At 67.1% G+C, this 22264-nt stretch carries 30 protein-coding genes and 2 pseudogenes; 3 read left to right on the top strand and 29 right to left on the bottom strand.

What is annotated here, in order from left to right; all coding sequences use genetic code 11:
• Nucleotides 1-247 precede the first annotated feature (247 nt).
• The 26 genes and pseudogenes from ACWCPF_RS01470 to rpsJ form a co-directional block, all read right to left on the bottom strand.
• Nucleotides 248-406 (bottom strand): annotated as a pseudogene (locus tag ACWCPF_RS01470) (type I methionyl aminopeptidase); the annotation flags it as partial.
• A 104-nt stretch (nucleotides 407-510) separates the two neighbouring features.
• A pseudogene (locus tag ACWCPF_RS01465) lies at nucleotides 511-669 on the bottom strand (type I methionyl aminopeptidase); the annotation flags it as partial.
• Between the two features lie 104 nt (nucleotides 670-773).
• Nucleotides 774-1610 carry a type I methionyl aminopeptidase gene (map, locus tag ACWCPF_RS01460; RefSeq protein WP_451042905.1) on the bottom strand — a complete coding sequence of 279 codons (837 nt, stop codon included), beginning with the start codon at nucleotides 1608-1610 and terminating at the stop codon, nucleotides 774-776.
• Between the two features lie 105 nt (nucleotides 1611-1715).
• Nucleotides 1716-2378: an adenylate kinase gene (locus ACWCPF_RS01455; RefSeq protein ID WP_451042904.1), complete on the bottom strand. Its 663-nt coding sequence runs from the start codon at nucleotides 2376-2378 to the stop codon at nucleotides 1716-1718.
• Complete coding sequence (gene secY, locus ACWCPF_RS01450) at nucleotides 2378-3691, bottom strand: preprotein translocase subunit SecY (RefSeq protein ID WP_451042903.1); 1314 nt, start codon at nucleotides 3689-3691, stop codon at nucleotides 2378-2380. The genes ACWCPF_RS01455 and secY overlap by 1 nt, the downstream gene beginning before the upstream one ends.
• 259 nt (nucleotides 3692-3950) lie before the next feature.
• Complete coding sequence (gene rplO, locus ACWCPF_RS01445) at nucleotides 3951-4406, bottom strand: 50S ribosomal protein L15 (protein ID WP_079660409.1); 456 nt, start codon at nucleotides 4404-4406, stop codon at nucleotides 3951-3953.
• A gap of 2 nt (nucleotides 4407-4408) precedes the next feature.
• Nucleotides 4409-4591 (bottom strand): 50S ribosomal protein L30, encoded by a 183-nt coding sequence (gene rpmD / locus ACWCPF_RS01440; RefSeq protein WP_030788246.1) that lies wholly within the window; start codon nucleotides 4589-4591, stop codon nucleotides 4409-4411.
• Nucleotides 4591-5196, bottom strand: a complete 606-nt coding sequence (gene rpsE / locus ACWCPF_RS01435) for a 30S ribosomal protein S5 (RefSeq protein WP_046704422.1) — start codon at nucleotides 5194-5196, stop codon at nucleotides 4591-4593. Before rpsE ends, rpmD begins: the two co-directional genes overlap by 1 nt.
• A 38-nt stretch (nucleotides 5197-5234) precedes the next feature.
• Entirely contained in the window at nucleotides 5235-5618 is a 384-nt protein-coding gene (rplR, locus tag ACWCPF_RS01430; RefSeq protein ID WP_351903777.1) for a 50S ribosomal protein L18, read from the bottom strand.
• Between the two features lie 3 nt (nucleotides 5619-5621).
• On the bottom strand, nucleotides 5622-6161 hold the full coding sequence (rplF, locus tag ACWCPF_RS01425) for a 50S ribosomal protein L6 (RefSeq protein ID WP_451042902.1): 540 nt from the start codon (nucleotides 6159-6161) through the stop codon (nucleotides 5622-5624).
• Between the two features lie 24 nt (nucleotides 6162-6185).
• On the bottom strand, nucleotides 6186-6584 hold the full coding sequence (gene rpsH / locus ACWCPF_RS01420) for a 30S ribosomal protein S8 (protein WP_013001411.1): 399 nt from the start codon (nucleotides 6582-6584) through the stop codon (nucleotides 6186-6188).
• A gap of 215 nt (nucleotides 6585-6799) precedes the next feature.
• Nucleotides 6800-6985: a type Z 30S ribosomal protein S14 gene (locus tag ACWCPF_RS01415; protein WP_030890724.1), complete on the bottom strand. Its 186-nt coding sequence runs from the start codon at nucleotides 6983-6985 to the stop codon at nucleotides 6800-6802.
• Nucleotides 6986-6990: 5 nt separating this feature from the next.
• Nucleotides 6991-7548 (bottom strand): 50S ribosomal protein L5, encoded by a 558-nt coding sequence (gene rplE / locus ACWCPF_RS01410; protein WP_020132628.1) that lies wholly within the window; start codon nucleotides 7546-7548, stop codon nucleotides 6991-6993.
• Nucleotides 7548-7871 carry a 50S ribosomal protein L24 gene (rplX, locus tag ACWCPF_RS01405; RefSeq protein ID WP_006376030.1) on the bottom strand — a complete coding sequence of 108 codons (324 nt, stop codon included), beginning with the start codon at nucleotides 7869-7871 and terminating at the stop codon, nucleotides 7548-7550. Before rplX ends, rplE begins: the two co-directional genes overlap by 1 nt.
• A gap of 2 nt (nucleotides 7872-7873) precedes the next feature.
• On the bottom strand, nucleotides 7874-8242 hold the full coding sequence (rplN, locus tag ACWCPF_RS01400; protein ID WP_003992364.1) for a 50S ribosomal protein L14: 369 nt from the start codon (nucleotides 8240-8242) through the stop codon (nucleotides 7874-7876).
• 135 nt (nucleotides 8243-8377) lie between these two features.
• A complete protein-coding gene (gene rpsQ / locus ACWCPF_RS01395) occupies nucleotides 8378-8665 on the bottom strand; it encodes a 30S ribosomal protein S17 (protein ID WP_358800788.1) in 288 nt (95 codons plus the stop codon).
• Complete coding sequence (gene rpmC / locus ACWCPF_RS01390) at nucleotides 8665-8889, bottom strand: 50S ribosomal protein L29 (RefSeq protein WP_003998824.1); 225 nt, start codon at nucleotides 8887-8889, stop codon at nucleotides 8665-8667. The genes rpsQ and rpmC overlap by 1 nt, the downstream gene beginning before the upstream one ends.
• A complete protein-coding gene (rplP, locus tag ACWCPF_RS01385) occupies nucleotides 8889-9308 on the bottom strand; it encodes a 50S ribosomal protein L16 (RefSeq protein WP_004927269.1) in 420 nt (139 codons plus the stop codon). Before rplP ends, rpmC begins: the two co-directional genes overlap by 1 nt.
• Nucleotides 9309-9313: 5 nt before the next feature.
• Nucleotides 9314-10147: a 30S ribosomal protein S3 gene (rpsC, locus tag ACWCPF_RS01380; RefSeq protein ID WP_451042901.1), complete on the bottom strand. Its 834-nt coding sequence runs from the start codon at nucleotides 10145-10147 to the stop codon at nucleotides 9314-9316.
• Nucleotides 10147-10494, bottom strand: coding sequence for a 50S ribosomal protein L22 (gene rplV, locus ACWCPF_RS01375; RefSeq protein ID WP_054238783.1), 348 nt, complete (start codon nucleotides 10492-10494; stop codon nucleotides 10147-10149). The genes rpsC and rplV overlap by 1 nt, the downstream gene beginning before the upstream one ends.
• A gap of 42 nt (nucleotides 10495-10536) precedes the next feature.
• Nucleotides 10537-10818 (bottom strand): 30S ribosomal protein S19, encoded by a 282-nt coding sequence (rpsS, locus tag ACWCPF_RS01370; RefSeq protein ID WP_020132632.1) that lies wholly within the window; start codon nucleotides 10816-10818, stop codon nucleotides 10537-10539.
• 12 nt (nucleotides 10819-10830) lie between these two features.
• Complete coding sequence (gene rplB, locus ACWCPF_RS01365; RefSeq protein WP_046263524.1) at nucleotides 10831-11667, bottom strand: 50S ribosomal protein L2; 837 nt, start codon at nucleotides 11665-11667, stop codon at nucleotides 10831-10833.
• A 40-nt stretch (nucleotides 11668-11707) separates the two neighbouring features.
• Nucleotides 11708-12127: a 50S ribosomal protein L23 gene (gene rplW / locus ACWCPF_RS01360; RefSeq protein WP_451042900.1), complete on the bottom strand. Its 420-nt coding sequence runs from the start codon at nucleotides 12125-12127 to the stop codon at nucleotides 11708-11710.
• Complete coding sequence (gene rplD, locus ACWCPF_RS01355; protein WP_351903796.1) at nucleotides 12127-12783, bottom strand: 50S ribosomal protein L4; 657 nt, start codon at nucleotides 12781-12783, stop codon at nucleotides 12127-12129. The genes rplW and rplD overlap by 1 nt, the downstream gene beginning before the upstream one ends.
• Nucleotides 12784-12790: 7 nt before the next feature.
• Nucleotides 12791-13435 carry a 50S ribosomal protein L3 gene (gene rplC, locus ACWCPF_RS01350; RefSeq protein WP_351903799.1) on the bottom strand — a complete coding sequence of 215 codons (645 nt, stop codon included), beginning with the start codon at nucleotides 13433-13435 and terminating at the stop codon, nucleotides 12791-12793.
• Nucleotides 13436-13452: 17 nt separating this feature from the next.
• Nucleotides 13453-13761: a 30S ribosomal protein S10 gene (gene rpsJ / locus ACWCPF_RS01345; protein WP_003948644.1), complete on the bottom strand. Its 309-nt coding sequence runs from the start codon at nucleotides 13759-13761 to the stop codon at nucleotides 13453-13455.
• A gap of 606 nt (nucleotides 13762-14367) precedes the next feature.
• Here rpsJ and ACWCPF_RS01340 point away from each other — a divergent pair.
• Entirely contained in the window at nucleotides 14368-16353 is a 1986-nt protein-coding gene (locus ACWCPF_RS01340; RefSeq protein WP_451042899.1) for an ATP-binding protein, read from the top strand.
• A 96-nt stretch (nucleotides 16354-16449) separates the two neighbouring features.
• On the opposite strand, the gene ACWCPF_RS01335 is transcribed toward ACWCPF_RS01340, so the two are convergent.
• Nucleotides 16450-16659, bottom strand: coding sequence for a DUF397 domain-containing protein (locus ACWCPF_RS01335; protein WP_451042898.1), 210 nt, complete (start codon nucleotides 16657-16659; stop codon nucleotides 16450-16452).
• Entirely contained in the window at nucleotides 16656-17534 is an 879-nt protein-coding gene (locus ACWCPF_RS01330) for a helix-turn-helix domain-containing protein (RefSeq protein ID WP_451043110.1), read from the bottom strand. Before ACWCPF_RS01330 ends, ACWCPF_RS01335 begins: the two co-directional genes overlap by 4 nt.
• 154 nt (nucleotides 17535-17688) lie before the next feature.
• Here ACWCPF_RS01330 and ACWCPF_RS01325 point away from each other — a divergent pair, with 154 nt between their 5' ends.
• Nucleotides 17689-18105, top strand: coding sequence for an ATP-binding protein (locus ACWCPF_RS01325; protein WP_451042897.1), 417 nt, complete (start codon nucleotides 17689-17691; stop codon nucleotides 18103-18105).
• Between the two features lie 132 nt (nucleotides 18106-18237).
• On the top strand, nucleotides 18238-21792 hold the full coding sequence (locus tag ACWCPF_RS01320; protein ID WP_451042896.1) for an nSTAND1 domain-containing NTPase: 3555 nt from the start codon (nucleotides 18238-18240) through the stop codon (nucleotides 21790-21792).
• A gap of 9 nt (nucleotides 21793-21801) precedes the next feature.
• Here ACWCPF_RS01320 and ACWCPF_RS01315 read toward each other — a convergent pair whose 3' ends face one another.
• Nucleotides 21802-22101: an NIPSNAP family protein gene (locus ACWCPF_RS01315; RefSeq protein ID WP_451042895.1), complete on the bottom strand. Its 300-nt coding sequence runs from the start codon at nucleotides 22099-22101 to the stop codon at nucleotides 21802-21804.
• Nucleotides 22102-22264 lie beyond the last annotated feature (163 nt).

Here is a 22264-nt window from a genome sequence, read left to right as displayed (position 1 = left end):
GGGTGCACGAGAGCCGACGAGTCAGTCTACGTCAGCGCACCCGGAAAGACGAATCGGGAAAGCCTGCCCCACGAGCGTGATCCTTAAGCAAACGGTCATCACAACTCAGCCCGTCCGGCGCTTGAGGACGAGGCCGTCCAGGCCGATGAGGGGGTCTGGGGGCGAAGCCCCCAGGGACGGGACGGGAAGGGGCGGCGGGGGCGAAAGAAGGTCTGTGGACACAGCCCCAGAGCCGGGACGGCAGGCCTCAGCCCAACGGATCCGGCGCCGCCGTGACGCCGTGCTCTGCCAGTTTGGCCTTGCCGCCGTCCGGGGCTGTCAGGACCAGGGGGCCCGCCTCTGTCAGGGCCACCGAGTCCTCCCAGTGGGACGACCAGGTGCCGTCCGTCGTGATGACCGTCCAGTCGACCAATCCTCGACGCCGCTCTCGCGGGCTCGGCGCTGGGGCGCCTCACAAGCTTCGAGCGGCTGCGCCGGCCTCCGACCGGCGGCGTGGCCGCAGGCATTCCGTCAGCCCAAGGGATCCGGCGCCGCCGTCACCCCGTGCTCTGCCAGCTTTGCCTTGCCACCGTCCGGGGCTGTCAGGACCAGGGGGCCCGCCTCTGTCAGGGCCACCGAGTGCTCCCAGTGGGACGACCAGGTGCCGTCCGTCGTGATGACCGTCCAGTCGACCAATCCTCGACGCCGCTCTCGCGGGCTCGGCGCTGGGGCGCCTCACAAGCTTCGAGCGGCTGCACCGGCCTCCGACCGGCGGCGTGGCCGCAGGCATTCCGTCAGCCCAACGGATCCGGCGCCGCCGTCACCCCGTGCTCCGCCAGCTTTGCCTTGCCGCCGTCCGGGGCTGTCAGGACCAGGGGGCCCGCCTCTGTCAGGGCGACCGAGTGCTCCCAGTGGGACGACCAGGTGCCGTCCGTCGTGATGACCGTCCAGTCGTCCTCCAGGACCTCGGTGCGGGGCGTGCCGAGGGACACCATCGGCTCGATGGCCAGGCAGAAGCCGGGGACCAGCTTCGGGCCCTTGCCGCGCTTGCGGTCGACGTAGTTCAGGAGGTGGGGGTCCATGTGCATCTCGGTGCCGATGCCGTGGCCGCCGTAGTCCTCGATGATGCCGTAGCGGCCGCCGCCCGGCTTCGGCTGGCGGCGGATGTACGTCTCGATGGCCCGGGAGACGTCCACCAGCCGGCTGCCCTGCTTCATCGCGGCGATCCCGGCCCACATGGACTCCTCGGTCACCCGGGAGAGCTCGACCAGTTCCGGAGCGTGGCCGGAGCCGACGAACGCCGTGTACGCCGCGTCGCCGTGCCAGCCGTCCACGATCGCGCCGCAGTCGATGGAGATGATGTCGCCGTCCTTGAGGACCACCTCGTCGGACGGGATGCCGTGGACGACCACGTCGTTCACGGACGTGCAGATCGTGGCGGGGAAGCCGCCGTACCCGAGGAAGTTCGACTTCGCGCCGTGCTCCGCGAGGACCTTGCGGGCGACCTCGTCCAGGTCCTTCGTCGTCGCCCCCGGCACCGCCGTCTCGCGCGTGGCCGCGTGGATGGCGGCTACGACCAGCCCCGCCACCCGCATCTTGGCGATCTGCTCGGGGCTCTTGATCTGCACCATGAGGGGCCTGCGCTCTCCGTCACTCAGGGGTCGGTCGGTTACGTATGTACACAACAGTACGGCCGTGGTGTCCGGAAGGACTCCACGGCCGTACCCGGACGACGACTACTGGTCGTCGCCCTCGCGCTTCAGCGCCGCCAGCGCACGGCCGGTGACCTCGTCCACCGGGCCCATGGCCTCGATGGTCACGACCAGGCCCTGCGCCTTGTAGTAGTCGATGATCGGCTCGGTCTGCGTGTGGTAGACCTCGAGCCGCGTGCGGACCGTTTCCTCGGTGTCGTCGTCCCGCTGGTACAGCTCGCCGCCGCAGACGTCACAGACGTTGTCCCGCGCCGGCTTCTTGTACGTCACGTGGAAGACGTGCGCGGAGTCGTTGCGGCAGATGCGCCGGCCGGCGATCCGCTTGACGACCTCCTCCTCGGGGGCCTCCAGGTCCAGTACCGCGTCCAGCTTGATGCCCTCGGTGGTGAGGAGCTCGTCCAGCGCCTCGGCCTGCGAGACATTGCGCGGGAAACCGTCCAGCAGGAAGCCGCGCTCGGCGTCCGGCTGCTCCATGCGGTCCTTGGCCATGGCGATGGTCACTTCGTCGGGGACGAGGTTGCCGGCGTCCATGTAGGACTTCGCGAGTTTCCCGAGTTCCGTCTGCTGGCTGATGTTGGCGCGGAACAGGTCGCCCGTGGAGATGTGCGGAACGCGCAGCTTCTCGGCCAGACGTGTGGCCTGCGTTCCCTTTCCGGCGCCCGGCGGCCCGACGAGGACGATACGCATCAGCGGAGGAACCCTTCGTAATTGCGCTGCTGGAGCTGGCTCTCAATTTGCTTCACCGTCTCGAGACCGACACCCACGATGATCAGGATGCTGGTACCACCGAACGGGAAGTTCTGGCTTGCCCCGAAGCCAACCAACGCCATCGTCGGTACAAGAGCGATCAGACCCAGATACAGCGAACCCGGCCAGGTGATCCGGTTGAGTACGTAGGACAGGTACTCAGCGGTCGGTCGGCCAGCCCGGATGCCCGGGATGAAGCCACCATACTTCTTCATGTTGTCGGCGACTTCCTCGGGGTTGAAGGAGATCGCCACGTAGAAGAACGCGAAGAAAACGATCAGCAAGAAGTACATGCTGATGTAGATCGGGTGGTCACCCTTGGTCAGGTTGGTCTCGATCCAGGTCTTCCAGCCGGAGGTGCCGCTGGAGAACTGGGCGACGAGTGCCGGGATGTAGAGCAGCGACGAGGCGAAGATGACCGGGATGACGCCGGCCTGGTTCACCTTGAGCGGGATGTACGTAGAGGTACCGCCGTAGGACCGGCGGCCGATCATGCGCTTCGCGTACTGCACCGGGATGCGGCGCTGGGCCTGCTCGACGAAGACCACCAGGCCGACCATGACCAGGCCGACCGCGATGACCGTGCCGAACTCGATCCAGCCGTCCGCCAGCGTGCCCGACGTCTTGATGGCCCACAGGGCCGAGGGGAAGGTCGCGGCGATCGAGATGAACATGAGGATCGACATGCCGTTGCCGATGCCGCGGTCGGTGATGAGCTCACCGAGCCACATGACCATGGCGGTACCGGCGGTCATGCAGATGACCATGACGATCGTGGTGAAGATCGAGCGGTCCGGGACGATGCTCGACGCGACCGTGCAACCGGAGAACAGGGCGCCGCTGCGGGCGGTGGCGACCAGGCCGGTGCCCTGGAGGATGGCGAGCGCCACGGTGAGGTAACGCGTGTACTGCGTGATCTTCGCCGTGCCGGCCGAGCCCTCCTTCTTCAGGGCTTCCAGACGCGGGATGACCACGGTGAGCAGCTGAAGGATGATGCTCGCCGTGATGTACGGCATGATGCCCAGCGCGAAGATGGTGATCTGCAGCAGCGCGCCACCGCTGAACATGTTCACCAGACCGAAGAGGCCCTGGTTGCCGGACGCCTCGTCCACACACCGCTGGACGGACGTGTAGTCGACACCGGGGATCGGGATGTTCGTGCCGACCCGGTAGATCACGATGATCCCGAGCGTGAAGAGCAGCTTCTTGCGCAGGTCGGGCGTCTTGAACGCCCGGGCGAACGCGGTGAGCACGGTGCCTCCTGCGACCCCCGCGCATCTGCGTCAAGGGTGACGGTCTTGAGGGTCCAATAAGAACAACGACTAAGAGCAACGACATGAGTAACGGCCGACTGCCGTTCAAGGTGCCCTCTTGAGAGAACCTTGTGAAAAGTGGGCAGTGCAGGTCACCTTACCCGCGACATAGCCGCCCTAGGAACGACCAACCGGGGATACCCCATTTGTGGGGTATCCCCGGTCGGGATCGTTCAAGTCATCGAGTCGCCTGAGGTGTTCAGATGAGCTCGGTGACGGTACCGCCGGCGGCGGTGATCTTCTCCTTGGCGGAGCCGGAGACGGCGTCAACCGAAACCTGCAGCGCCACGGAGATCTCGCCCTGGCCGAGGACCTTGACCAGGCTGTTCTTGCGAACGGCACCCTTGGCGACGAGACCCTCGACGGTGACCTCGCCACCCTCCGGGTACAGCGCGGCCAGCTTGTCGAGGTTCACGACCTGGAACTCGGTCTTGAACGGGTTCTTGAAGCCCTTGAGCTTCGGAAGACGCATGTGGAGGGGCATCTGCCCACCCTCGAAGCGCTCCGGAACCTGGTAACGGGCCTTCGTGCCCTTGGTACCACGACCGGCCGTCTTACCCTTCGACGCCTCACCACGACCCACACGGGTCTTGGCGGTCTTGGCGCCCGGGGCGGGACGGAGGTTGTGGATCTTGAGCGGGTTGTTCTCCGCCATGATCAGTCGACCTCCTCGACCGTCACGAGGTGGCGGACGGTGTGCACCATGCCGCGGAACTCGGGACGATCCTCCTTGACGACCACGTCGTTCAGGCGCTTGAGCCCGAGCGAACGAAGGGTGTCACGGTGGTTCTGCTTGCTGCCGATGTACGACTTCGTCTGCGTGATCTTGAGCTGAGCCATTACGCACCAGCCCCGGCACGCGCACGAAGCAGAGCCGCGGGAGCGACGTCCTCGAGGGGCAGACCGCGGCGGGCCGCGATCTCCTCGGGACGCTGCAGACCCTTCAGGGCCTCCACGGTCGCGTGCACGATGTTGATCGCGTTGGACGAGCCGAGCGACTTCGACAGGATGTCGTGAACGCCGGCGCACTCGAGCACGGCACGCACCGGGCCACCGGCGATAACGCCGGTACCGGGGGAAGCAGGCTTGAGCAGGACGACGCCCGCGGCCTTCTCGCCCGTGATCGGGTGCGGGATGGTGCCCTGGATACGGGGGACCTTGAAGAAGTGCTTCTTGGCCTCTTCCACACCCTTGGCGATCGCGGCCGGCACCTCCTTGGCCTTGCCGTAACCGACACCGACGGTGCCGTCACCATCGCCCACCACGACCAGCGCGGTGAAGCTGAAGCGACGACCACCCTTCACAACCTTGGCGACGCGGTTGATCGCGACGACGCGCTCAACGTACGCGGTCTTCTCGGCGGCAGCTGCGCCGCCGTCACGGCCCTTCCGGTCCCGCCGCTCGCCGCCACCGGCACCGCCACCGCGGCGCTGGGGTCCAGCCATTGGAATTACCTCTCTCTGTTTCCGCTAGCTACGGAGGCTCAGAACTTGAGCCCGGCCTCGCGGGCGGCGTCCGCCAGAGCGGCGATGCGCCCGGCGTACTGGTTACCACCACGGTCGAACACGACGGTCTCGACACCGGCGGCCTTGGCACGTTCGGCGACAAGCGCGCCGACCTGCTTGGCCTGCGAGGACTTGTCGCCCTCGCCACCGCGGACCGACGTGTCCAGGGTGGACGCCGACGCCAGGGTGTGACCCTTGATGTCGTCGATCACCTGGGCCACGATGTGGCGGTTCGAGCGGGTAACGACCAGACGAGGACGCTCCGCCGTACCGTTGATCCGCTTGCGGATCCGGATGTGACGGCGCTTGATCGCGGCGCGCTTGTAGGCGTCGCCCTTCAGGATCTTCTGTCCGTATGCCATGGCTTACTTACCCGCCTTTCCGACCTTGCGGCGGATGACTTCGCCCTCGTACTTGACACCCTTGGCCTTGTACGGGTCGGGCTTGCGCAGCTTGCGGATGTTGGCCGCAACCTCGCCGACCTTCTGCTTGTCGATGCCCTCGACCGAGAACCGCGTGGGGTTCTCGACCTTGAAGGAGATTCCCTCGGGGGCCTCGACCGTGATCGGGTGGCTGTAACCGAGCGCGAACTCGAGGTTCGAACCCTTCGCGGTCACGCGGTAACCGACACCACTGATCTCGAGCTTCTTCACGTAACCCTGGGTCACGCCGGTGATCATGTTCGCCACCAGCGTGCGGGACAGGCCGTGCAGGGCCTTGCTCTGACGCTCGTCGTTGGGGCGGGTGACGTTCAGAACGCCGTCCTCACCCTTGGCGATCTCGATCGGCGAAACGACGGTGTGGGTCAGCGAGCCCTTGGGGCCCTTGACCGAAACCGTCTGGCCGTCGATGGTGACGTCCACGCCGGCGGGAACCGTGATAGGGAGCTTGCCAATGCGCGACATAGCTGTTTCCTCCGTTCCCTTCCGCTACCAGACGTAGGCGAGAACTTCTCCGCCTACGCCCTTCTTGCCGGCCTGCTTGTCGGTGAGGAGACCGTGCGACGTGGAGATGATCGCCACGCCGAGGCCGCCCAGCACCTTGGGCAGGGAGGTGGACTTCGCGTAAACCCGGAGACCGGGCTTGGAGATCCGCTTGATGCCCGCGATGGAGCGCTCACGGTTCGGGCCGAACTTCAGCTCGAGAACGAGGTTCTTGCCGACCTCGGCGTCCTCGACCTTCCAGCCCGTGATGAAGCCCTCCTGCTGGAGGATCTCCGCGATGTGAGACTTGATCTTCGATGCCGGCATCGTCACGGAGTCGTGGTACGCCGAGTTCGCGTTCCGCAGACGCGTAAGCATGTCTGCGATCGGATCAGTCATGGTCATGAATTGGCCTGTGGCCTCTCTCGCCGGGGTTTCCTGGTGCGCCATCCCTCTCCCCGATCCGAGACGGGACGGGTGCGGCGCGGTGGACCTACGGCGTAGTAAGTCGTACGGGCGACCGTCAGGACGCCCAACCCTCCCAGCCTAAGCCATGGAGAGGTGGGCGCCTGACACGCCCATTGCTTACCGAGAGACTCCGGGACCCCTGAAGTAGGGGTTTACCAGGAGCTCTTGGTCACGCCCGGCAGCTCTCCACGGTGAGCCATCTCACGAAGGCACACACGGCAGAGGCCGAACTTGCGGTACACGGAGTGGGGACGGCCGCAACGCTGGCAGCGGTTGTACGCGCGCACAGCGAACTTGGGCTTGCGAGCAGCCTTTGCGATCAGAGCCTTCTTCGCCATCTCGCTCACGCCTCCTTGAAGGGGAAGCCGAGGTGACGAAGGAGCGCACGGCCCTCAGCGTCGTTGGTCGCCGTGGTGACCACGGTGATGTCCATACCCCGGACACGGTCGATCTTGTCCTGGTCGATCTCGTGGAACATGACCTGCTCCGTGAGACCGAAGGTGTAGTTGCCACGGCCGTCGAACTGCTTGGGGGACAGACCACGGAAGTCGCGGATGCGCGGGAGCGCGAGCGACAGGGTGCGGTCCAGGAACTCCCACATGCGGTCGCCACGAAGCGTGACGTGGGCGCCGATCGGCTGACCCTCACGCAGCTTGAACTGCGCGATGGACTTGCGGGCCTTGGTGATGGCCGGCTTCTGACCGGTGATGGTGGTCAGGTCACGGACGGCACCGTCCATGAGCTTCGAGTCACGGGCGGCGTCGCCGACACCCATGTTGACCACGATCTTGACGAGGCCGGGGATCTGCATGACGTTCTCGTAGGAGAACTCCTCACGCAGCTTGCCCGCGATCTCCTCGCGGTACTTCGTCTTCAGACGCGGAGTGGTGGTGGTAGCCATCAGATGTCCTCACCCGTCCGCTTGGCAACGCGGATCTTGTTGCCCTCGTCGTCGAAGCGGTAGCCGACACGCGTGACGACCTTGTTGCCGTCCTTCTCCACGACCAGCTGGACGTTGGAGACGTGGACGGGCGCTTCGGTCGTGACGATGCCACCGGCCTGCGAGCCCTTGGCGGTGGGGCCGGCCTTGGTGTGCTTCTTGACCCGGTTGACACCCTCGACCAGGACGCGGTCCTCGCGGGGGAAGGCCGCGATGACCTTGCCCTGCTTGCCCTTGTCCTTACCGGTGATGACCTGGACCAGGTCGCCCTTCTTGATCTTCATGCTTACAGCACCTCCGGAGCCAGCGAGATGATCTTCATGAACTTCTTCTCGCGCAGCTCCCGGCCGACCGGGCCGAAGATACGGGTGCCACGAGGGTCGCCGTCGTTCTTCAGAATGACAGCGGCGTTCTCGTCGAAGCGGATGTACGAGCCGTCCGGACGGCGGCGCTCCTTGACGGTGCGAACGATGACCGCCTTGATGACGTCACCCTTCTTCACGTTGCCGCCGGGGATCGCGTCCTTGACGGTGGCGACGATGACGTCACCGATGCCCGCGTAGCGGCGACCGGAGCCACCGAGCACACGGATGCAAAGGATTTCCTTCGCACCAGTGTTGTCGGCGACGCGCAGTCGCGACTCCTGCTGGATCACGTCTATCTCCTGTGTGTCTGCCGGTTCCCGGCAGGGGCCGCCTCTTCACGAGGGGAGCCCCTGCCGAGCCTGGCGGAACTGACCTGCGGGGTTTGCCGCAGGGCGTATTCTTTGGAATTCGCTTGCGCGAATTACCTACTTGGCCTTCTCGAGGATCTCGACGACGCGCCACCGCTTCGTGGCGGACAGCGGCCGGGTCTCCGCGAGGAGGACACGGTCGCCGACGCCGGCGGCGTTCTGCTCGTCGTGCGCCTTGAGCTTGTTCGTACGGCGGATGACCTTGCCGTACAGCGCGTGCTTCACACGGTCCTCGACGGCGACGACGACGGTCTTGTCCATCTTGTCGCTGACGACCAGACCCTCGCGGGTCTTGCGGAAGCCGCGGGCCTCTGCAGTCGCTTCAGTCACGTTGTTCTCACTCATCAGGCGCTCTCCACCGTCTCGATGCCCAGCTCGCGCTCACGCATCAGGGTGTAGATCCGCGCGATGTCCTTACGGACGGCCTTGAGCCGACCGTGGTTCTCGAGCTGACCCGTCGCCGCCTGGAAGCGGAGGTTGAACAGCTCTTCCTTGGCTTCGCGAAGCTTCGCCAGAAGCTCCTCGTCACCCAGTTCGCGCAGCTCGGACGCCTTGGTACCGGCCGACATCACGCTTCACCTGCCTCGCGCTTGACGATCCGGCACTTCATCGGCAGCTTGTGGGCTGCGCGAGTGAGGGCCTCACGGGCGATCTTCTCGTTGGGGTAGGACAGCTCGAACATGACCCGGCCCGGGTGCACGTTCGCGATCCACCACTCCGGAGAACCCTTACCGGAACCCATGCGGGTCTCGGCAGGCTTCTTCGTCAGCGGGCGGTCCGGGTAGATGTTGATCCAGACCTTGCCGCCACGCTTGATGTGGCGGGTCATCGCGATACGGGCCGCCTCGATCTGGCGGTTGGTGACGTACGCCGGCGTGAGGGCCTGAATGCCGTACTCGCCGAACGCGACCGTCGTACCGCCCTTGGCCTGACCACGGCGCTTCGGGTGGTGCTGCTTGCGGTGCTTGACCCTACGGGGGATCAGCATGTCGGTCAGGCCTCCGTTCCGGTGCTCTCAGCCGGAGCGGCAGCCGGAGCGTCGGCCTTGGGGGCCTCGGCAGCGGGAGCCGTCTGCGGCTTACGACCGCGACCGCCGCGCTCGCCGCCACGGCCACCACGGGCCGGGCGGTCGGCGCCGCCGCCACCACGGGCCGGGCGGTTGCCGGCGCGGGCTGCGGCGTTCTCGGCGCGGACCTCGGCGATGTTCTTGACATCGCCCTTGTAGATCCAGACCTTCACGCCGATGCGGCCGAAGGTCGTCTTGGCCTCGAAGAAGCCGTAGTCCACGTTCGCGCGGAGCGTGTGCAGGGGCACACGGCCCTCGCGGTAGAACTCCGAGCGGGACATCTCGGCGCCGCCGAGGCGACCGCCGCACTGGATCTTGATGCCCTTGGCGCCGGCCTTCATGGCGGACTGCATGCTCTTACGCATGGCCCGACGGAAGGAGACGCGGGAGGAGAGCTGCTCGGCGACGGCCTGGGCCACCAGCTGAGCGTCGACCTCGGGGTTCTTGACCTCGAGGATGTTCAGCTGGACCTGCTTCTTGGTCAGCTTCTCCAGGTCGCCGCGGATACGGTCGGCCTCGGCGCCGCGGCGGCCGATGACGATGCCCGGGCGAGCGGTGTGGATGTCCACACGCACGCGGTCACGGGTGCGCTCGATCTCCACCTTCGAGATGCCGGCGCGCTCCATGCCGGACGTCATCATCCGACGGATGGCGACGTCTTCTCCGACGTATTCCTTGTACGACTTGTCGGCGTACCAGCGGGACTTGAAGTCCGTGGTGATGCCGAGCCGGAACCCATGCGGGTTAACCTTCTGGCCCATTACCGGGATCCTTCCTTGCTGCTGAGGACCACGGTGATGTGGCTGGTCCGCTTGCGGATCCGGTAGGCGCGCCCCTGGGCACGCGGACGGAACCGCTTCAGGGTCGGACCCTCGTCGACGTAAGCCTCGGAGATGAAGAGGCTGTCGGCGTCGGTGTGGTCGTAGTTGTGCGCGGCGTTGGCGATGGCGCTGTCAAGCACCTTGCCGACCGGCACGCTCGCGGCCTGCGGGGCGAAACGCAGGACCGCCTGAGCCTCCGTGGCGTCCATGCCACGGATAAGGTCCACCACCCGGCGGGCCTTCATGGGCGTGACGCGGATGTACCGCGCCTGGGCCCTGGCTTCCATGGTTGTCCTTCCAGTGTCTGTCATGGTCATTCCACCCCGCTACTAGCGGCGCTTCGACTTCCGGTCGTCCTTGACGTGACCCCGGAAGGTGCGCGTCGGCGAGAACTCGCCGAGCTTGTGGCCGACCATCGACTCGGTGACAAACACCGGAATGTGGGTCTTGCCGTTGTGCACCGCGATCGTGTGGCCCAGCATGGCCGGGATGATCATCGAGCGACGGGACCAGGTCTTGATGACGTTCTTGGAACCGGCTTCGTTCTGGGCGTCCACCTTCTTTACGAGGTGTCCGTCGACGAAGGGCCCCTTCTTGAGACTGCGCGGCATCTAAACCCGCTCCTAGCGCTTCTTGTTCGTCTTGCGGCGGCGGACGATGTACTTGTTCGAAGCCTTCTTCGGCGAACGAGTACGACCCTCCTTCTGACCCCAGGGGCTGACCGGGTGGCGACCACCGGAGGTCTTGCCCTCACCACCACCGTGGGGGTGGTCAACCGGGTTCATCGCCACACCGCGAACGGTCGGGCGGACGCCCAGCCAGCGCTTGCGGCCGGCCTTGCCCCAGTTGATGTTGCTCTGCTCGGCGTTGCCGACCTCGCCGACCGTGGCGCGGCAGCGCTGGTCGACCAGGCGGATCTCACCGGACGGCATGCGGAGGTGGGCCATCGAGCCCTCCTTCGCGAGCAGCTGCACGGAGGTGCCGGCGGAGCGGGCGAACTTGGCGCCGCCACCGGGACGGAGCTCGATCGCGTGGATCGTGGTACCGACCGGGATGTTGCGGAGCGCCAGGTTGTTGCCCGGCTTGATGTCGGCCCCGGGACCGTTCTCGACGCGGTCGCCCTGCTGCAGGTTGCGCGGGGCGAGGATGTAGCGCTTCTCGCCGTCCGCGTAGTGCAGCAGCGCGATGCGCGCGGTGCGGTTGGGGTCGTACTCGATGTGCGCGACCTTCGCCGGCACGCCGTCCTTGTCGTGCCGACGGAAGTCGATCACTCGGAAGGCGCGCTTGTGTCCGCCACCCTGGTGGCGAACGGTCACACGACCGGCGTTGTTACGGCCGCCCTTGCTGTGCAGCGGGCGGACCAGCGACTTCTCCGGCGTGGACCGCGTGACCTCGACGAAGTCGGCGACGCTGGAGCCACGACGGCCCGGCGTAGTCGGCTTGTACTTGCGGATTCCCATTTTTCAGTCCTCGTCCGATATCGGACGATCCGGACCGCCCTTAGGCGGTCGGACCGCCGAAGATGTCGATACGGTCGCCCTCAGCAAGGGTCACGATCGCGCGCTTGGTGCCGGCACGCTGACCGAAACCGGTCTTGGTGCGCTTGCGCTTGCCCTGGCGGTTGATCGTGTTGACCCCGGTGACCTTGACCGAGAAGACCGCCTGGACGGCCTGCTTGATCTGGGTCTTGTTGGCGTTCGGGTCGACGATGAACGTGTACTTGTTCTCGTCGAGGAGCGCGTAGCTCTTCTCCGACACGACCGGCTTCAGCAGCACGTCACGGGGGTCCGTGTACGCCTTGCTGGGCGCGGTGACGACGGTGTTCTTGCCCTCGGCCTCGTGGCGCTTCGCCTTGGCGATGCGCGCCGCCTTGGCGGCCTTGGCGGCCTTGGGGGCGATGCTCGGGTGACGCGTAGCCATCAGGCGTCACTCCCTTCGGTGTCGTTGGCCTTCGGGCCGGCGACGAAGGACTCGAGAGCGGCCTGGGTGAAGACCACGTCGTCCGAGACGATCACGTCGTACGTGTTCAGCTGGCCCGGCTCCAGGATGTGCACCTGGGGCAGGTTGCGGGCGGACAGCCACGCGGCCTCGTCGGCGCGGTCGACGACCAGGAGCAGGTTCTTGCGCTCCGAGATCTTGCCGAACAACGAACGAGCGGCCTTCGTGGAGGGGGTCTCGCCCTCGATCACGCCGGTGACGACGTGAATGCGGTTGTGGCGGGCCCGGTCGGTGAGGGCGTGACGCAGAGCGGCAGCCTTCATCTTCTTCGGGGTCCGCTGCGAGTAGTCACGCGGCTGCGGGCCGTGGACGACGCCACCGCCGGCGAACTGGGGCGCGCGGGTAGAGCCCTGGCGCGCACGGCCGGTGCCCTTCTGACGGTAAGGCTTCTTACCGCCACCACGAACCTCGCCGCGGGTCTTGGTCTTGTGCGTGCCCTGACGGGCAGCCGCGTTCTGCGCGACGACGACCTGGTGGATCAGCGGGATGCTGACCTTCTCCACGCCGAAGATCTCCGCGGGGAGCTCGACGCTTCCGGTCTTCTCGCCTGCAGGCGAAAGGATGTCAACAGTGCTCATCGGTACCTCAGGCCCCCTTGGCCGCGGTGCGGACCAGGACGAGGCCGCCGTTCGGACCGGGAACCGCGCCCTTGATGAGCAGCAGACCCTTCTCCGCGTCAACGGCGTGGACGGTCAGGTTCTGGGTGGTGACACGCTCGTTGCCCATGCGACCCGCCATGCGGAGGCCCTTGAACACGCGGCCCGGGGTGGCGCAGCCACCGATGGAACCGGGCGAGCGGTGCTTGCGCTGGGTGCCGTGTCCGGCGCCGAGGCCCTTGAAGTTGTGACGCTTCATGACACCGGCGAAGCCCTTGCCCTTGCTCTTGCCGGTCACGTCGACCTTGACGCCGGCCTCGAAGACCTCGGCGGTGATTTCCTGACCGAGCGTGTACTCGGCGGCATCGGCCGTCCGGATCTCGACGAGGTGGCGACGGGGCGTGACGTCGGCCTTGGCGAAGTGACCCTTGAGGGGCTTGTTCACCTTGCGCGGGTCGATCTCGCCGAAGGCGATCTGGACCGACTCGTAGCCGTCCACGTCGTTCGTGCGGACCTGGGTCACGACATTGGGGCTGGCCTTGACGACGGTGACCGGAACAACACGGTTGTTCTCGTCCCACACCTGCGTCATGCCGAGCTTCTCGCCCAGGATGCCCTTGATCTGCTTAGCCATTCTCAGATCACCGGCCCCTAGAGCTTGATCTCGATGTCGACACCGGCCGGGAGGTCGAGTCGCATCAGGGAGTCAACGGTCTTGGGCGTCGGGTCGAGGATGTCGATCAGGCGCTTGTGCGTGCGCATCTCGAAGTGCTCGCGCGAGTCCTTGTACTTGTGCGGCGACTTGATGACGCAGTACACGTTCTTCTCAGTGGGCAGCGGCACCGGGCCCGCGACCGACGCACCAGTGCGGGTCACCGTCTCGACGATCTTCTTCGCCGAGGAGTCGATGACCTCGTGGTCGTAGGCCTTGAGCCGGATGCGGATCTTCTGTCCCGCCATGGCTACTCAGTAGTCCTGTCTCTTCTAACGCTCTGGAACCGGGTGTTCCCGTTCACTCGTTCTCCGACCCACGCGGTCGGGTGTGTCGCGCTGTCACCGACACAGATGCCCCTTGTTCGAACATCCCTGCTGGGTAAGCACGGCCCTTCCGGAACCGCAAGCCGGGGACGAAAGGTCCACCGGGTGCCTGGTCGGCGCTGCACTGACACTTCCCGAAAGATTCCCGTACGTCCGCCCCAGCGCTGCCATCAGGCAGTTAGGGCGACGAGTACTGTGGGACTCGCTTCCGGTCCTCCCGGCGGGAGGCGCGCAGCATCAACACTCGACCGAGCAACTCGGACAGTCTGCCATATGGGGCACACCCTCCGCCAATCGAGCCGGAGAGAATACCCCGGGAGTGATGTAGGTCAAACGCGGACGCGAGCGAGGGACTGGAGGGCCCACGTCCTTCCGTTCGCCAGAGTTGCCGCCTTGCCCGGTCCGGCTCCCGGCATGGGACGGATTGCGCACTCCGGAGTGACTTCGCGGCGGTTCCACCCGCGGCACATCGCACTGCGGGCACACTGGCCTCCACGATCAGGGCATACGAACAGGAAGGCCCTCTTCATGGTCAAGGTGAGGCTGGAGACCAGTCGGGAGCACATCGCCGAGCTGGCCCGCCTACGGGATCCTGTCGGCGCCGTCGAGGAGCTGATCTGGAACAGCGTCGACGCCGACGCCGGGCACGTCGTCGTCACGCTGGAACGCAACGACCTGGGCGGCGTGGACAGGGTTCGCGTCCAGGACGACGGCAGCGGGATGTCGGCCGAACACTGTGAGGAGTACTTCCGACCCATCGGCGCCTCCTGGAAGAAGCGCTCGCAGGGAAGCCCCGTGAAGAAGCGCGCTCTTCACGGGAAGAACGGACGCGGCCGGGTACGCGCCTTCGCTCTCGGCACGAAGGCCCGCTGGACCAGCGTCAGCGACTCGGTAGCCGGTCGGCAACAGCTGGTGATAGAGGCGGACCGGCGCTCCATGGACGAGTTCGACATCGGCGACCCGGAGCCCACCGACGACCCCGCAGGAACCCTCTTCGAAGCGTTCGGCGGGGACGAGCAACTCGACGTCCTGGCAGACGCCCGTGCCAGGTCGTCGCTCACCACGGCATTCGCCACGTATCTGGAGAAGTATCCGGACGTCCGCATCGAGTACGACGGCCAAGACCTCGACCCGGCCGCCGAGCAACTTCACGTACGCGACTACGTCCTCCCGTCCCCTTCCGGCTCGGACGACGAGCCAATGCGCCTCAGAGTCGTCGAATGGCGCAGACCAGTCACCCGCGCGCTGTTCCTCTGTGACGGCCAGGGCATGTCCCGGGCACAGCTCAAGCCGGGTATTCAGGCCCCCGGATTCGAGTTCACCGCCCATCTCACCTGGGGCGGCTTCGACGACATCGACTCCGAAGCCCTCGCGTTCACCGACTGGGTGTCGCACGGACCTCTCGCCGATGCCCTGGGTGCGGCCCGCGACCAGCTGCGGATCCATTTCCGGGCACGTGTGGACGAACGACGGCGCGAGCAGGTCGCGGAATGGCGAAGGGAGGGCATCTACCCCTACACCGGGCAACCCGTCGGCGCGCGCGATCGCACGGAACGCGAGACGTTCGACGCAGTGGCCACGACCGTCTTCCGCCATCTGCCCAAGTCCACCGGAACACGCAAGACGACCTTCGCTCTGCTTCGGTCCGTACTCGCGCACGAGCCCTCGGACGTCCTGCGCATCGCCGAGGAACTGTTCAGTCTCTCCAAGCAGGAACGAGAGCAGCTCAACCGGCTTCTCGACCGAACTCCGTTGTCAGCTCTGGTCAAGGCCTCAACGACCGCGACGAACCGGCTCGACTTTCTGGCTGCTCTGGAACATCTCGTCTTCGACCACGAAGCCAAGGACCGCGTGAAAGAACGCTCCGAGCTCCACCGAATCCTGGAGAACGAATGCTGGGTCTTCGGCGAGGAGTACGGCCTCCATGTGAGCGACCGCAGCCTCAACGAGGTTCTGCGGCAGCACTGCCGGCTGCTCGGCCGCGAGGAGCCGACGGACTCTCCCGTGCTGCGCCCCGACGGGCGCCGCGGAATCGTCGACCTAATGTTGTCGCGGGCATCCCGTCATCGACACGACGAACGGCACCACCTGGTGATCGAGCTCAAGCGCCCCGGCCTCGTCCTGGGGTCGGCCGAGTTCGAGCAGCTCAGCAGCTACGCGCAGGCGGTGCGCAAGGACGACCGGTTCCGGGACACCCACACGGTGTGGGACTTCTGGCTCGTCGGCAACGACATGACCGACACGCTCCGGGAACTCTCCCACCAACCCCACAATCCCCCCGGCTGCGCCCTCAACCAGCCGACCTACCGGATCTGGGTACGCACCTGGGGCGAGGTCTTCCAGGACTGCGAGGCACGGCTCCGCTTCTACGGCGAACAGCTGGAATACCAGTCCACCACCGAACACGCCATGGACTACCTGGTCCGCAACCACGGCGACGCAGTGGCGGAACTGGTCTCCGACGGGACGCTTCCCGGCCCGCGAAGAGCTGACGCCGCCGACCTCACACAGTGAGCCCCTGGCCGCCTATGACGCCGCCTGAGCCGGCGTCTCAGCGGGGCACCCCCCTCGTGAGGCTCCGGCCTTGCGAGGGGGGTGAGCGGTTCAGGATCAGTCGACGGAGGCGTACGCCACGAAGTCCGTCCAGGCCGCGCCGCTCACTGCGAAGCGGGGGCCGTCGACGACTTTGGAGTCACGGACGTGGACGGTGGCGGGGGTGGTCGCGACTTCGATGCAGGACTCGCCGTCGGTGCCACCGCTGTAGGTGCTCTTGAACCAGGCCAGTTCGGAGGCGTGCCCGGCCGAGGCCTTGCGGATCATGTCTCTCCCAGCAGTTTCTCGATGAAGGCCATGGACTCCCGTGGTGGGAGGGCCTGCGCTCGGATGGTGCCATACCGCAGCTCAAGGATCCGCAGTTGCTTCGGATCGGTGATCGGCCGCCCGTTGAACGCGCCGTCGGAACGCCCTGCCGCCGTTCCATCAGGGAACTTGAGCAACTCGATCCGGCCGTCCAGTCCAGGGTGAGGGTCGGTGTCCGTTGGCATTACCTGAAGCGTGACGCCGCTCAACCGCCCCACCTCCAGCAGGTGTTCGAGCTGCTGTTGCCACACCATTCTGCCTCCGACCCGGCGACGCAGCGGGGCTTCTTCCAGTACGAAGTGGACGGACGGGGCGGGACTGCGCTCGAAGACCGACCGCCTCGCCAATCGAGCGGCGACCATCCGTTCCACGTCCTCCGGTGAGTACGGCGGCTGCGCCGCCTCGATCAAGGCCCTCGCATGCTCCGGCGTCTGCAACAACCCCGCGATGATGTTGCACTCGTACACCCCGATCTCGACCGCCTTCGCCTCCATCGCCGCCAGGTCCCGCACCTTCTTCGGGTACCTGACCTTCTCGACGTCCTCCTTCATCGCCGCCAGCAAGCCGCCCGCCCCCAGCACCTCGTCCGCCCTGTCCAGGAACTCCGGCCGGGGGATCCTCTTGCCGCCCTCCAACTTGTAAATCATGTCCTCGCCGTACCCGACGGCCACCCCGAACTGGCCCGCCCGCATCCCCACCGCCTCGCGCCGAAGCTTCAACTGCCGCCCCACCGTGGCGATGACCGCGAGCCCCCACTCGTCGTCCAGGTCCACCTCCCAACCCGGCTCGTCCGCCTCGCTCTTGAGCCGCACCGCCTCGCCGTCCACCTGAGTCATCCCGCACCCCTCTCTTGCGCGAACGTGCCGCGACGCCTTTACCCGTACGGCGGCCTCGGACAGCCTGCCCACCTCCGGACAACGACCGGACAGTCACCGTACGCAACCGCTTTGTCACTGTTAACGGTACGCATGCGACGCCACCCTGAGTGACGTGATCCAGGAAACCCACCGACCCGCCGCCCCCGTCCGCAACTTCGACGTGCGGCTGTCCCCCACGCCACGCGGAGCGCGTCTCGCCCGTCTGCTGGCCGTCGAGCAACTCCGCTCCTGGGGGCTGCCCCTGGACCCGGCGGCGCACATCGTGGCCGAGCTGGCGGCCAACGCGGTCACCCACGGCCGCGTCCCCGGGCGCGACTTCCAGCTCCTCCTGTACGTCATCGGCGACACCCTCCGCATCGAGGTCACGGACACGCGCGGTGACCGGCTGCCGTGCCTGCAACAGGCCTCCGGCGAACGGGAATCGGGCCGCGGACTGGTCCTCGTCAACGCGCTCGCCGACCGCTGGGGAGTGACCGAGGGACGGCGTCCACGCAAGACGGTCTGGGCGGAACTGAAGCTCACGCCCTGAGTCGATCGCCTGGCGATGGCCGAAACCCGTACGCGCCGTTGAACACTCCCGCGAACCCCCAGAAGATGGTCATGAACGGGTGACGCGATGCCGGTCCTTCGAGGCCGGTACGACGGGGGTGGGCGGTACTCGATGAGGAACCGTATGCAGGTCGTGCTCCAGGTCTTGCTGGCGCTGGTCGCCTGCTTACTCGGGATCGCCACCAACTACGCGACCAGCACCGACAAGGCTCCCTGGGTGCTGGAGGCGATTCAGCGGTTCTCCGTTCCGGCCATCGGCATACTGATCCTGGCCCTTGTGGTCGGGCAGGTCGTCGTCTACCGGCTGGAGAATCCCGCGCCGCCCCGGATCGAGTGGCCGCGTGACCGGGTCCCCTACCCGGGGCTCGACGCGTTCGACGAGGATGAGGCGGCCGTCTTCTTCGGCCGGGAGGCCCAGGCCGCCGAACTGACACGACGGCTGCACGCCACCGCCACCCGCCCCGCGGAACGGTTCCTGGTACTGGTCGGGGCGTCCGGGAGCGGAAAGTCCTCGCTGGTCCGGGCGGGGGTGATGCCCCGGCTTCGGGAACGTCGTTGGACCGTCGTGCCGGCCTTCGCCCCGGGGGCCGACCCGCTGGGCGCCCTCGCCGCGGCGCTGGCGGCCGCCTCCGAGGGACAGGAGCCGGCGAGCGCCGTGCTGCGCAGGCTGCGTCAGGGTCCGGGCGCGCTGCGAGCCGAGCTGTCACGGCTGCGTGGTGGGCGGTTCCGGCGGATACTCCTCGTGGTCGACCAGTTCGAGGAGGTCGTGACCCTGGCGGGTGAGCGGGAACGCGCCCAGTTCCTCGAAGCGCTGCGTACCTGTGTGGACCAGGACCCGGCGGTTCGGGTCCTGGTCACCCTCCGGGTGGACCTGCTCGGCAGACTTCTCGGCACAGGGCAAGCAGATCTGCTCCAACATCCCATCGCCATCGGTACTTTGGGCCGCGCCCAGCTCGTTGAAGCTGTGGAGCGCCCCGGGGCCCTCGTCGGCCTCCGCTTCGAGTCCGGAGTCGTCGACTCGATCGTCAGCGAGACCGGGACCGACGACGCGCTTCCGCTGCTCGCCTACCTCCTCCAGGAGTTGTACTTCGCCTCCGGCCCTGGCGGGACGGTGACCGAGGAGCTGTACCGGCGCCTCGGCGGAGTGCCCGGCGCGCTTGCGCGCCAAGCGGACAACACCGTGACCGGGCTCGGCGCTGCTTTGGGCATCGACGCCGTCCTCCGAGTCCTGCTGAGGTTCGTCACCGTCGAGGGCCAGGACGTGGCCCGCCGCCATGTGCCGTTGTCCGAACTCGACGAACGGGACCGCCACGTCGTCGATGCCTTCGTCGACGCGCGGCTGTTGCGCACGGACGCCCCGGGCAACGGTTCCGGAACCGGCGGCGAGCCGTTCGCACAGGTCACCCACGAAGCGCTGTTCCGGCAGTGGGCCCCGCTGCGGCAGGAGGTCGAGGCGTGGACCGAACGACTCCGTGAGCGCGCCGAACTGGAGCGGTGGGCGGCCGACTGGGAGCGGGCCGGACGCAGTGACGACTATCTCCTCACAGGGGAACGCCTCACGGCGGCCCGGCGCTGGCTCGAAGCGCTGGAGGAATCCGGGCAGGCATCCGCACCCGCCCGCGCGCTCGTCGAGTCCTCGCAGCGCCGCGACCTGACCTTTCTGAGCCAGGTCTCCGACAGCATCGGCCGTCAGGTTCTACTGAGCGCGGAGAACGAACCGGAGCGTTCCCTGCTGCTCTCGCTCGCCGCGCTGGGCGAATGTGCGCCCACGTTCTCGGCCAGGCGTGGGCTGATGCTGGCGCTGGCGACGAGCCACCTCCGCTCTCGACTCGACGGACACACGGACACTGTTCGGCACATCGCCTGGTCCCCGGACGGGCGCATGCTGGCCACGGCCTCCAGGGATGGCACCGGCCGCGTCTACGACGCGCTGTCCGGACGCCCACTGCTGGTTCTGCCATGCGACGGCGTCATGGTCGAGTCCGTCGCCTGGTCCCCGGACGCCGCGAGGCTGGCCACCGTCGGTCGTGACCGGGTCGTACGCATCTGGGATGCCGCCTCGGGGGAGCCGGTCCGGCTGCTTGCCGGTGCCGGAGACGTCAGCAGGCAGGTGGCCTGGTCGCCGGACGGCAGACACGTTGCTGCAAGCTCCAAGGATCAGGTCGTACGGGTCTGGGAGGCCGACACAGGGCGGCTCACGCACGAACTGCGAGGGCACTGCGAGGACGTCTGGGGTGTGGCGTGGTCACCGGACGGCAATCGCCTTGCCTCCGCCTCCCACGATCAGAGCGCGATCGTGTGGGACCTGGCGACAGGGGCAGCGGCCACCACGCTCAGCGGGCACTCGGACTTCGTCGAGGGCATCGCATGGTCGCCGGACGGGCGGCACATCGCCACCGGCTCCGGAGATCACACCGCCCGCATCTGGGACGCCGGGACCGGCGAGCTGCGCCTGCTGCTGCGAGGACACACCGACCACGTGTGGAATCTGGCCTGGTCGCCGGACGGACGGATGTTGGCCAGCGCCTCCTCCGACCGCACGGTGCGCATCGTCGACGTGGAGGACGCCAAGGTCCTGGCCGTGCTGCGCGGCCACGCGGACACCGTGTGGGGCGTCACCTGGGCACCCAGCGGGACGATGCTCGCCACCAGTTCCAGTGACGGCACCGGAATGGTGTGGGACCTGCGTCCTCGTGGTGCCGAGGTCGTCATGGTCGACGGACACCAAGGCCCGGTGAACCAGGCCACGTGGTCCGGCGACGGCAGCCGTTTCGCCACAGCCTCGGACGACGGCACGGTACGGGTGTGGGACGCGGACACCGGCGCTGCGGCCGGATCGGTGACCGATGTGGAGGACCGGGTCTGGGCTGTCGCCTGGGCCCCGCAGGGGGGACGGCTCGCGTTCGGCACCAACAACGGCCTGTTCCGGATCGTCGACGGTCACGGCGGCACGCTGCTCGAACGACAGGGCGAGGTCGTCGAGGGGTGCGCCTGGTCTCCGGAGGGCGGCCGGATCGCCACCGGTGGTCACGACGGCGCCGTGTGCGTCCTGTCCGCGCTGGATGGGACCGAGCTGCTGAAACTGACGGAACACCAGGATTGGGTGGGGCGTGTGGCCTGGTCACCGAGCGGACGCCGGCTCGCCAGCAGTTCCGACGACCGTACCTGCCGACTGTGGGACATCGGGGAGGGCCGTCAGCTCACCGTGCTGCGCGGCCACGACAACTATGTCGAGGACATGGCCTGGTCGCCGGACGAGACAAGGATCGCCACTGCTTCCGGCGACTGGACGGCCGCCGTCTGGGACGTCGCCACCGGACGGCGCATCGAGGTGCTGAAGGGGCACGAGGGGCGGCTTCGCGCCGTCGCCTGGTCACCCGACGGCCGGCGCATAGCCACGGGCGCCGACGACCGCACCGTACGGGTCTGGTCCGCCACCACCCTTGAGGAGATCGCCGTAGTCGGAGTGCACCAGGACAAGGTGACCTCCGTGGCCTGGTCCCCGGACGGCACTCGGCTGCTCACGGCATCCACCGACGGGACGGCGCGGGTGTGGCGGGCGGAGCCGGACTACGACCGGCTGGAGGCGACCGCCCGAGGAAGGGTCTTCCGCACCCTCACCCACGAGGAGCGGCGGCAGCACCTGCTGTCGCTCGACCCCGTGTGACGTTGTGGATCAGTACGCCGGTTCGACCGTGAGTTCTTCGTCGCGGACAAGGTAGTCGTCCGGGTTCAGGCTCATGGCCTTGCGCTCGGGCGACGACCAGTACAGCGCGTTGCGCTCGGCGAAGGTCTCCGGGCCGTCGTACGAGATGAGCCAGATGAACTGGTTCCTCTCGCGCTCCACCCAAGCTCCGCCGATCGTGAATCCCAACTCCAGCCGCAGCGGAACGATTTCGCTCCGCCAACGCTCCACCCACTCGTCGAGCAAGCCGTCCCGGACGGTGTATGTGCGCAGTTGAGTGGTCTTCGGCATGGCAGACATCCTCCCCGAGCGGCGAACGCCGTGCACCACCGGAACTTGGAAATCCATGTTCCGGTACGAGTGGCGCTCTTTTCCAAGACACATGACGACGAGAAAGAACCTCACCAAGCCCCACCCCTCCCGCCCGTCGCGCAAACTCACTCGCGCGGGTGAA

The sequence above is a fragment of the Streptomyces sp. NPDC001858 genome, from assembly GCF_053594615.1.
The sequence above is the reverse complement of the archived record's forward strand: the minus strand, read 5'-3'. Positions and strand labels throughout refer to the sequence as shown.

What these genes read in the sequence shown, in the direction of transcription:
- map (WP_451042905.1), bottom strand. Translation starts at nt 1,610, where the DNA reads ATGGTGCAGATCAAGAGCCCCGAGCAGATCGCCAAGATGCGGGTGGCG.
- ACWCPF_RS01455 (WP_451042904.1), bottom strand. Translation starts at nt 2,378, where the DNA reads ATGCGTATCGTCCTCGTCGGGCCGCCGGGCGCCGGAAAGGGAACGCAG.
- rplO (WP_079660409.1), bottom strand. Translation starts at nt 4,406, where the DNA reads ATGGCGGAGAACAACCCGCTCAAGATCCACAACCTCCGTCCCGCCCCG.
- rpmD (WP_030788246.1), bottom strand. Translation starts at nt 4,591, where the DNA reads ATGGCTCAGCTCAAGATCACGCAGACGAAGTCGTACATCGGCAGCAAG.
- rpsE (WP_046704422.1), bottom strand. Translation starts at nt 5,196, where the DNA reads ATGGCTGGACCCCAGCGCCGCGGTGGCGGTGCCGGTGGCGGCGAGCGG.
- rplR (WP_351903777.1), bottom strand. Translation starts at nt 5,618, where the DNA reads ATGGCATACGGACAGAAGATCCTGAAGGGCGACGCCTACAAGCGCGCC.
- rplF (WP_451042902.1), bottom strand. Translation starts at nt 6,161, where the DNA reads ATGTCGCGCATTGGCAAGCTCCCTATCACGGTTCCCGCCGGCGTGGAC.
- rpsH (WP_013001411.1), bottom strand. Translation starts at nt 6,584, where the DNA reads ATGACCATGACTGATCCGATCGCAGACATGCTTACGCGTCTGCGGAAC.
- ACWCPF_RS01415 (WP_030890724.1), bottom strand. Translation starts at nt 6,985, where the DNA reads ATGGCGAAGAAGGCTCTGATCGCAAAGGCTGCTCGCAAGCCCAAGTTC.
- rplE (WP_020132628.1), bottom strand. Translation starts at nt 7,548, where the DNA reads ATGGCTACCACCACCACTCCGCGTCTGAAGACGAAGTACCGCGAGGAG.
- rplX (WP_006376030.1), bottom strand. Translation starts at nt 7,871, where the DNA reads ATGAAGATCAAGAAGGGCGACCTGGTCCAGGTCATCACCGGTAAGGAC.
- rpsQ (WP_358800788.1), bottom strand. Translation starts at nt 8,665, where the DNA reads ATGAGTGAGAACAACGTGACTGAAGCGACTGCAGAGGCCCGCGGCTTC.
- rpmC (WP_003998824.1), bottom strand. Translation starts at nt 8,889, where the DNA reads ATGTCGGCCGGTACCAAGGCGTCCGAGCTGCGCGAACTGGGTGACGAG.
- rplP (WP_004927269.1), bottom strand. Translation starts at nt 9,308, where the DNA reads ATGCTGATCCCCCGTAGGGTCAAGCACCGCAAGCAGCACCACCCGAAG.
- rpsC (WP_451042901.1), bottom strand. Translation starts at nt 10,147, where the DNA reads ATGGGCCAGAAGGTTAACCCGCATGGGTTCCGGCTCGGCATCACCACG.
- rplV (WP_054238783.1), bottom strand. Translation starts at nt 10,494, where the DNA reads ATGGAAGCCAGGGCCCAGGCGCGGTACATCCGCGTCACGCCCATGAAG.
- rpsS (WP_020132632.1), bottom strand. Translation starts at nt 10,818, where the DNA reads ATGCCGCGCAGTCTCAAGAAGGGGCCCTTCGTCGACGGACACCTCGTA.
- rplB (WP_046263524.1), bottom strand. Translation starts at nt 11,667, where the DNA reads ATGGGAATCCGCAAGTACAAGCCGACTACGCCGGGCCGTCGTGGCTCC.
- rplW (WP_451042900.1), bottom strand. Translation starts at nt 12,127, where the DNA reads ATGGCTACGCGTCACCCGAGCATCGCCCCCAAGGCCGCCAAGGCCGCC.
- rplD (WP_351903796.1), bottom strand. Translation starts at nt 12,783, where the DNA reads ATGAGCACTGTTGACATCCTTTCGCCTGCAGGCGAGAAGACCGGAAGC.
- rplC (WP_351903799.1), bottom strand. Translation starts at nt 13,435, where the DNA reads ATGGCTAAGCAGATCAAGGGCATCCTGGGCGAGAAGCTCGGCATGACG.
- rpsJ (WP_003948644.1), bottom strand. Translation starts at nt 13,761, where the DNA reads ATGGCGGGACAGAAGATCCGCATCCGGCTCAAGGCCTACGACCACGAG.
- ACWCPF_RS01340 (WP_451042899.1), top strand. Translation starts at nt 14,368, where the DNA reads ATGGTCAAGGTGAGGCTGGAGACCAGTCGGGAGCACATCGCCGAGCTG.
- ACWCPF_RS01335 (WP_451042898.1), bottom strand. Translation starts at nt 16,659, where the DNA reads ATGATCCGCAAGGCCTCGGCCGGGCACGCCTCCGAACTGGCCTGGTTC.
- ACWCPF_RS01330 (WP_451043110.1), bottom strand. Translation starts at nt 17,534, where the DNA reads ATGACTCAGGTGGACGGCGAGGCGGTGCGGCTCAAGAGCGAGGCGGAC.
- ACWCPF_RS01320 (WP_451042896.1), top strand. Translation starts at nt 18,238, where the DNA reads ATGAGGAACCGTATGCAGGTCGTGCTCCAGGTCTTGCTGGCGCTGGTC.
- ACWCPF_RS01315 (WP_451042895.1), bottom strand. Translation starts at nt 22,101, where the DNA reads ATGCCGAAGACCACTCAACTGCGCACATACACCGTCCGGGACGGCTTG.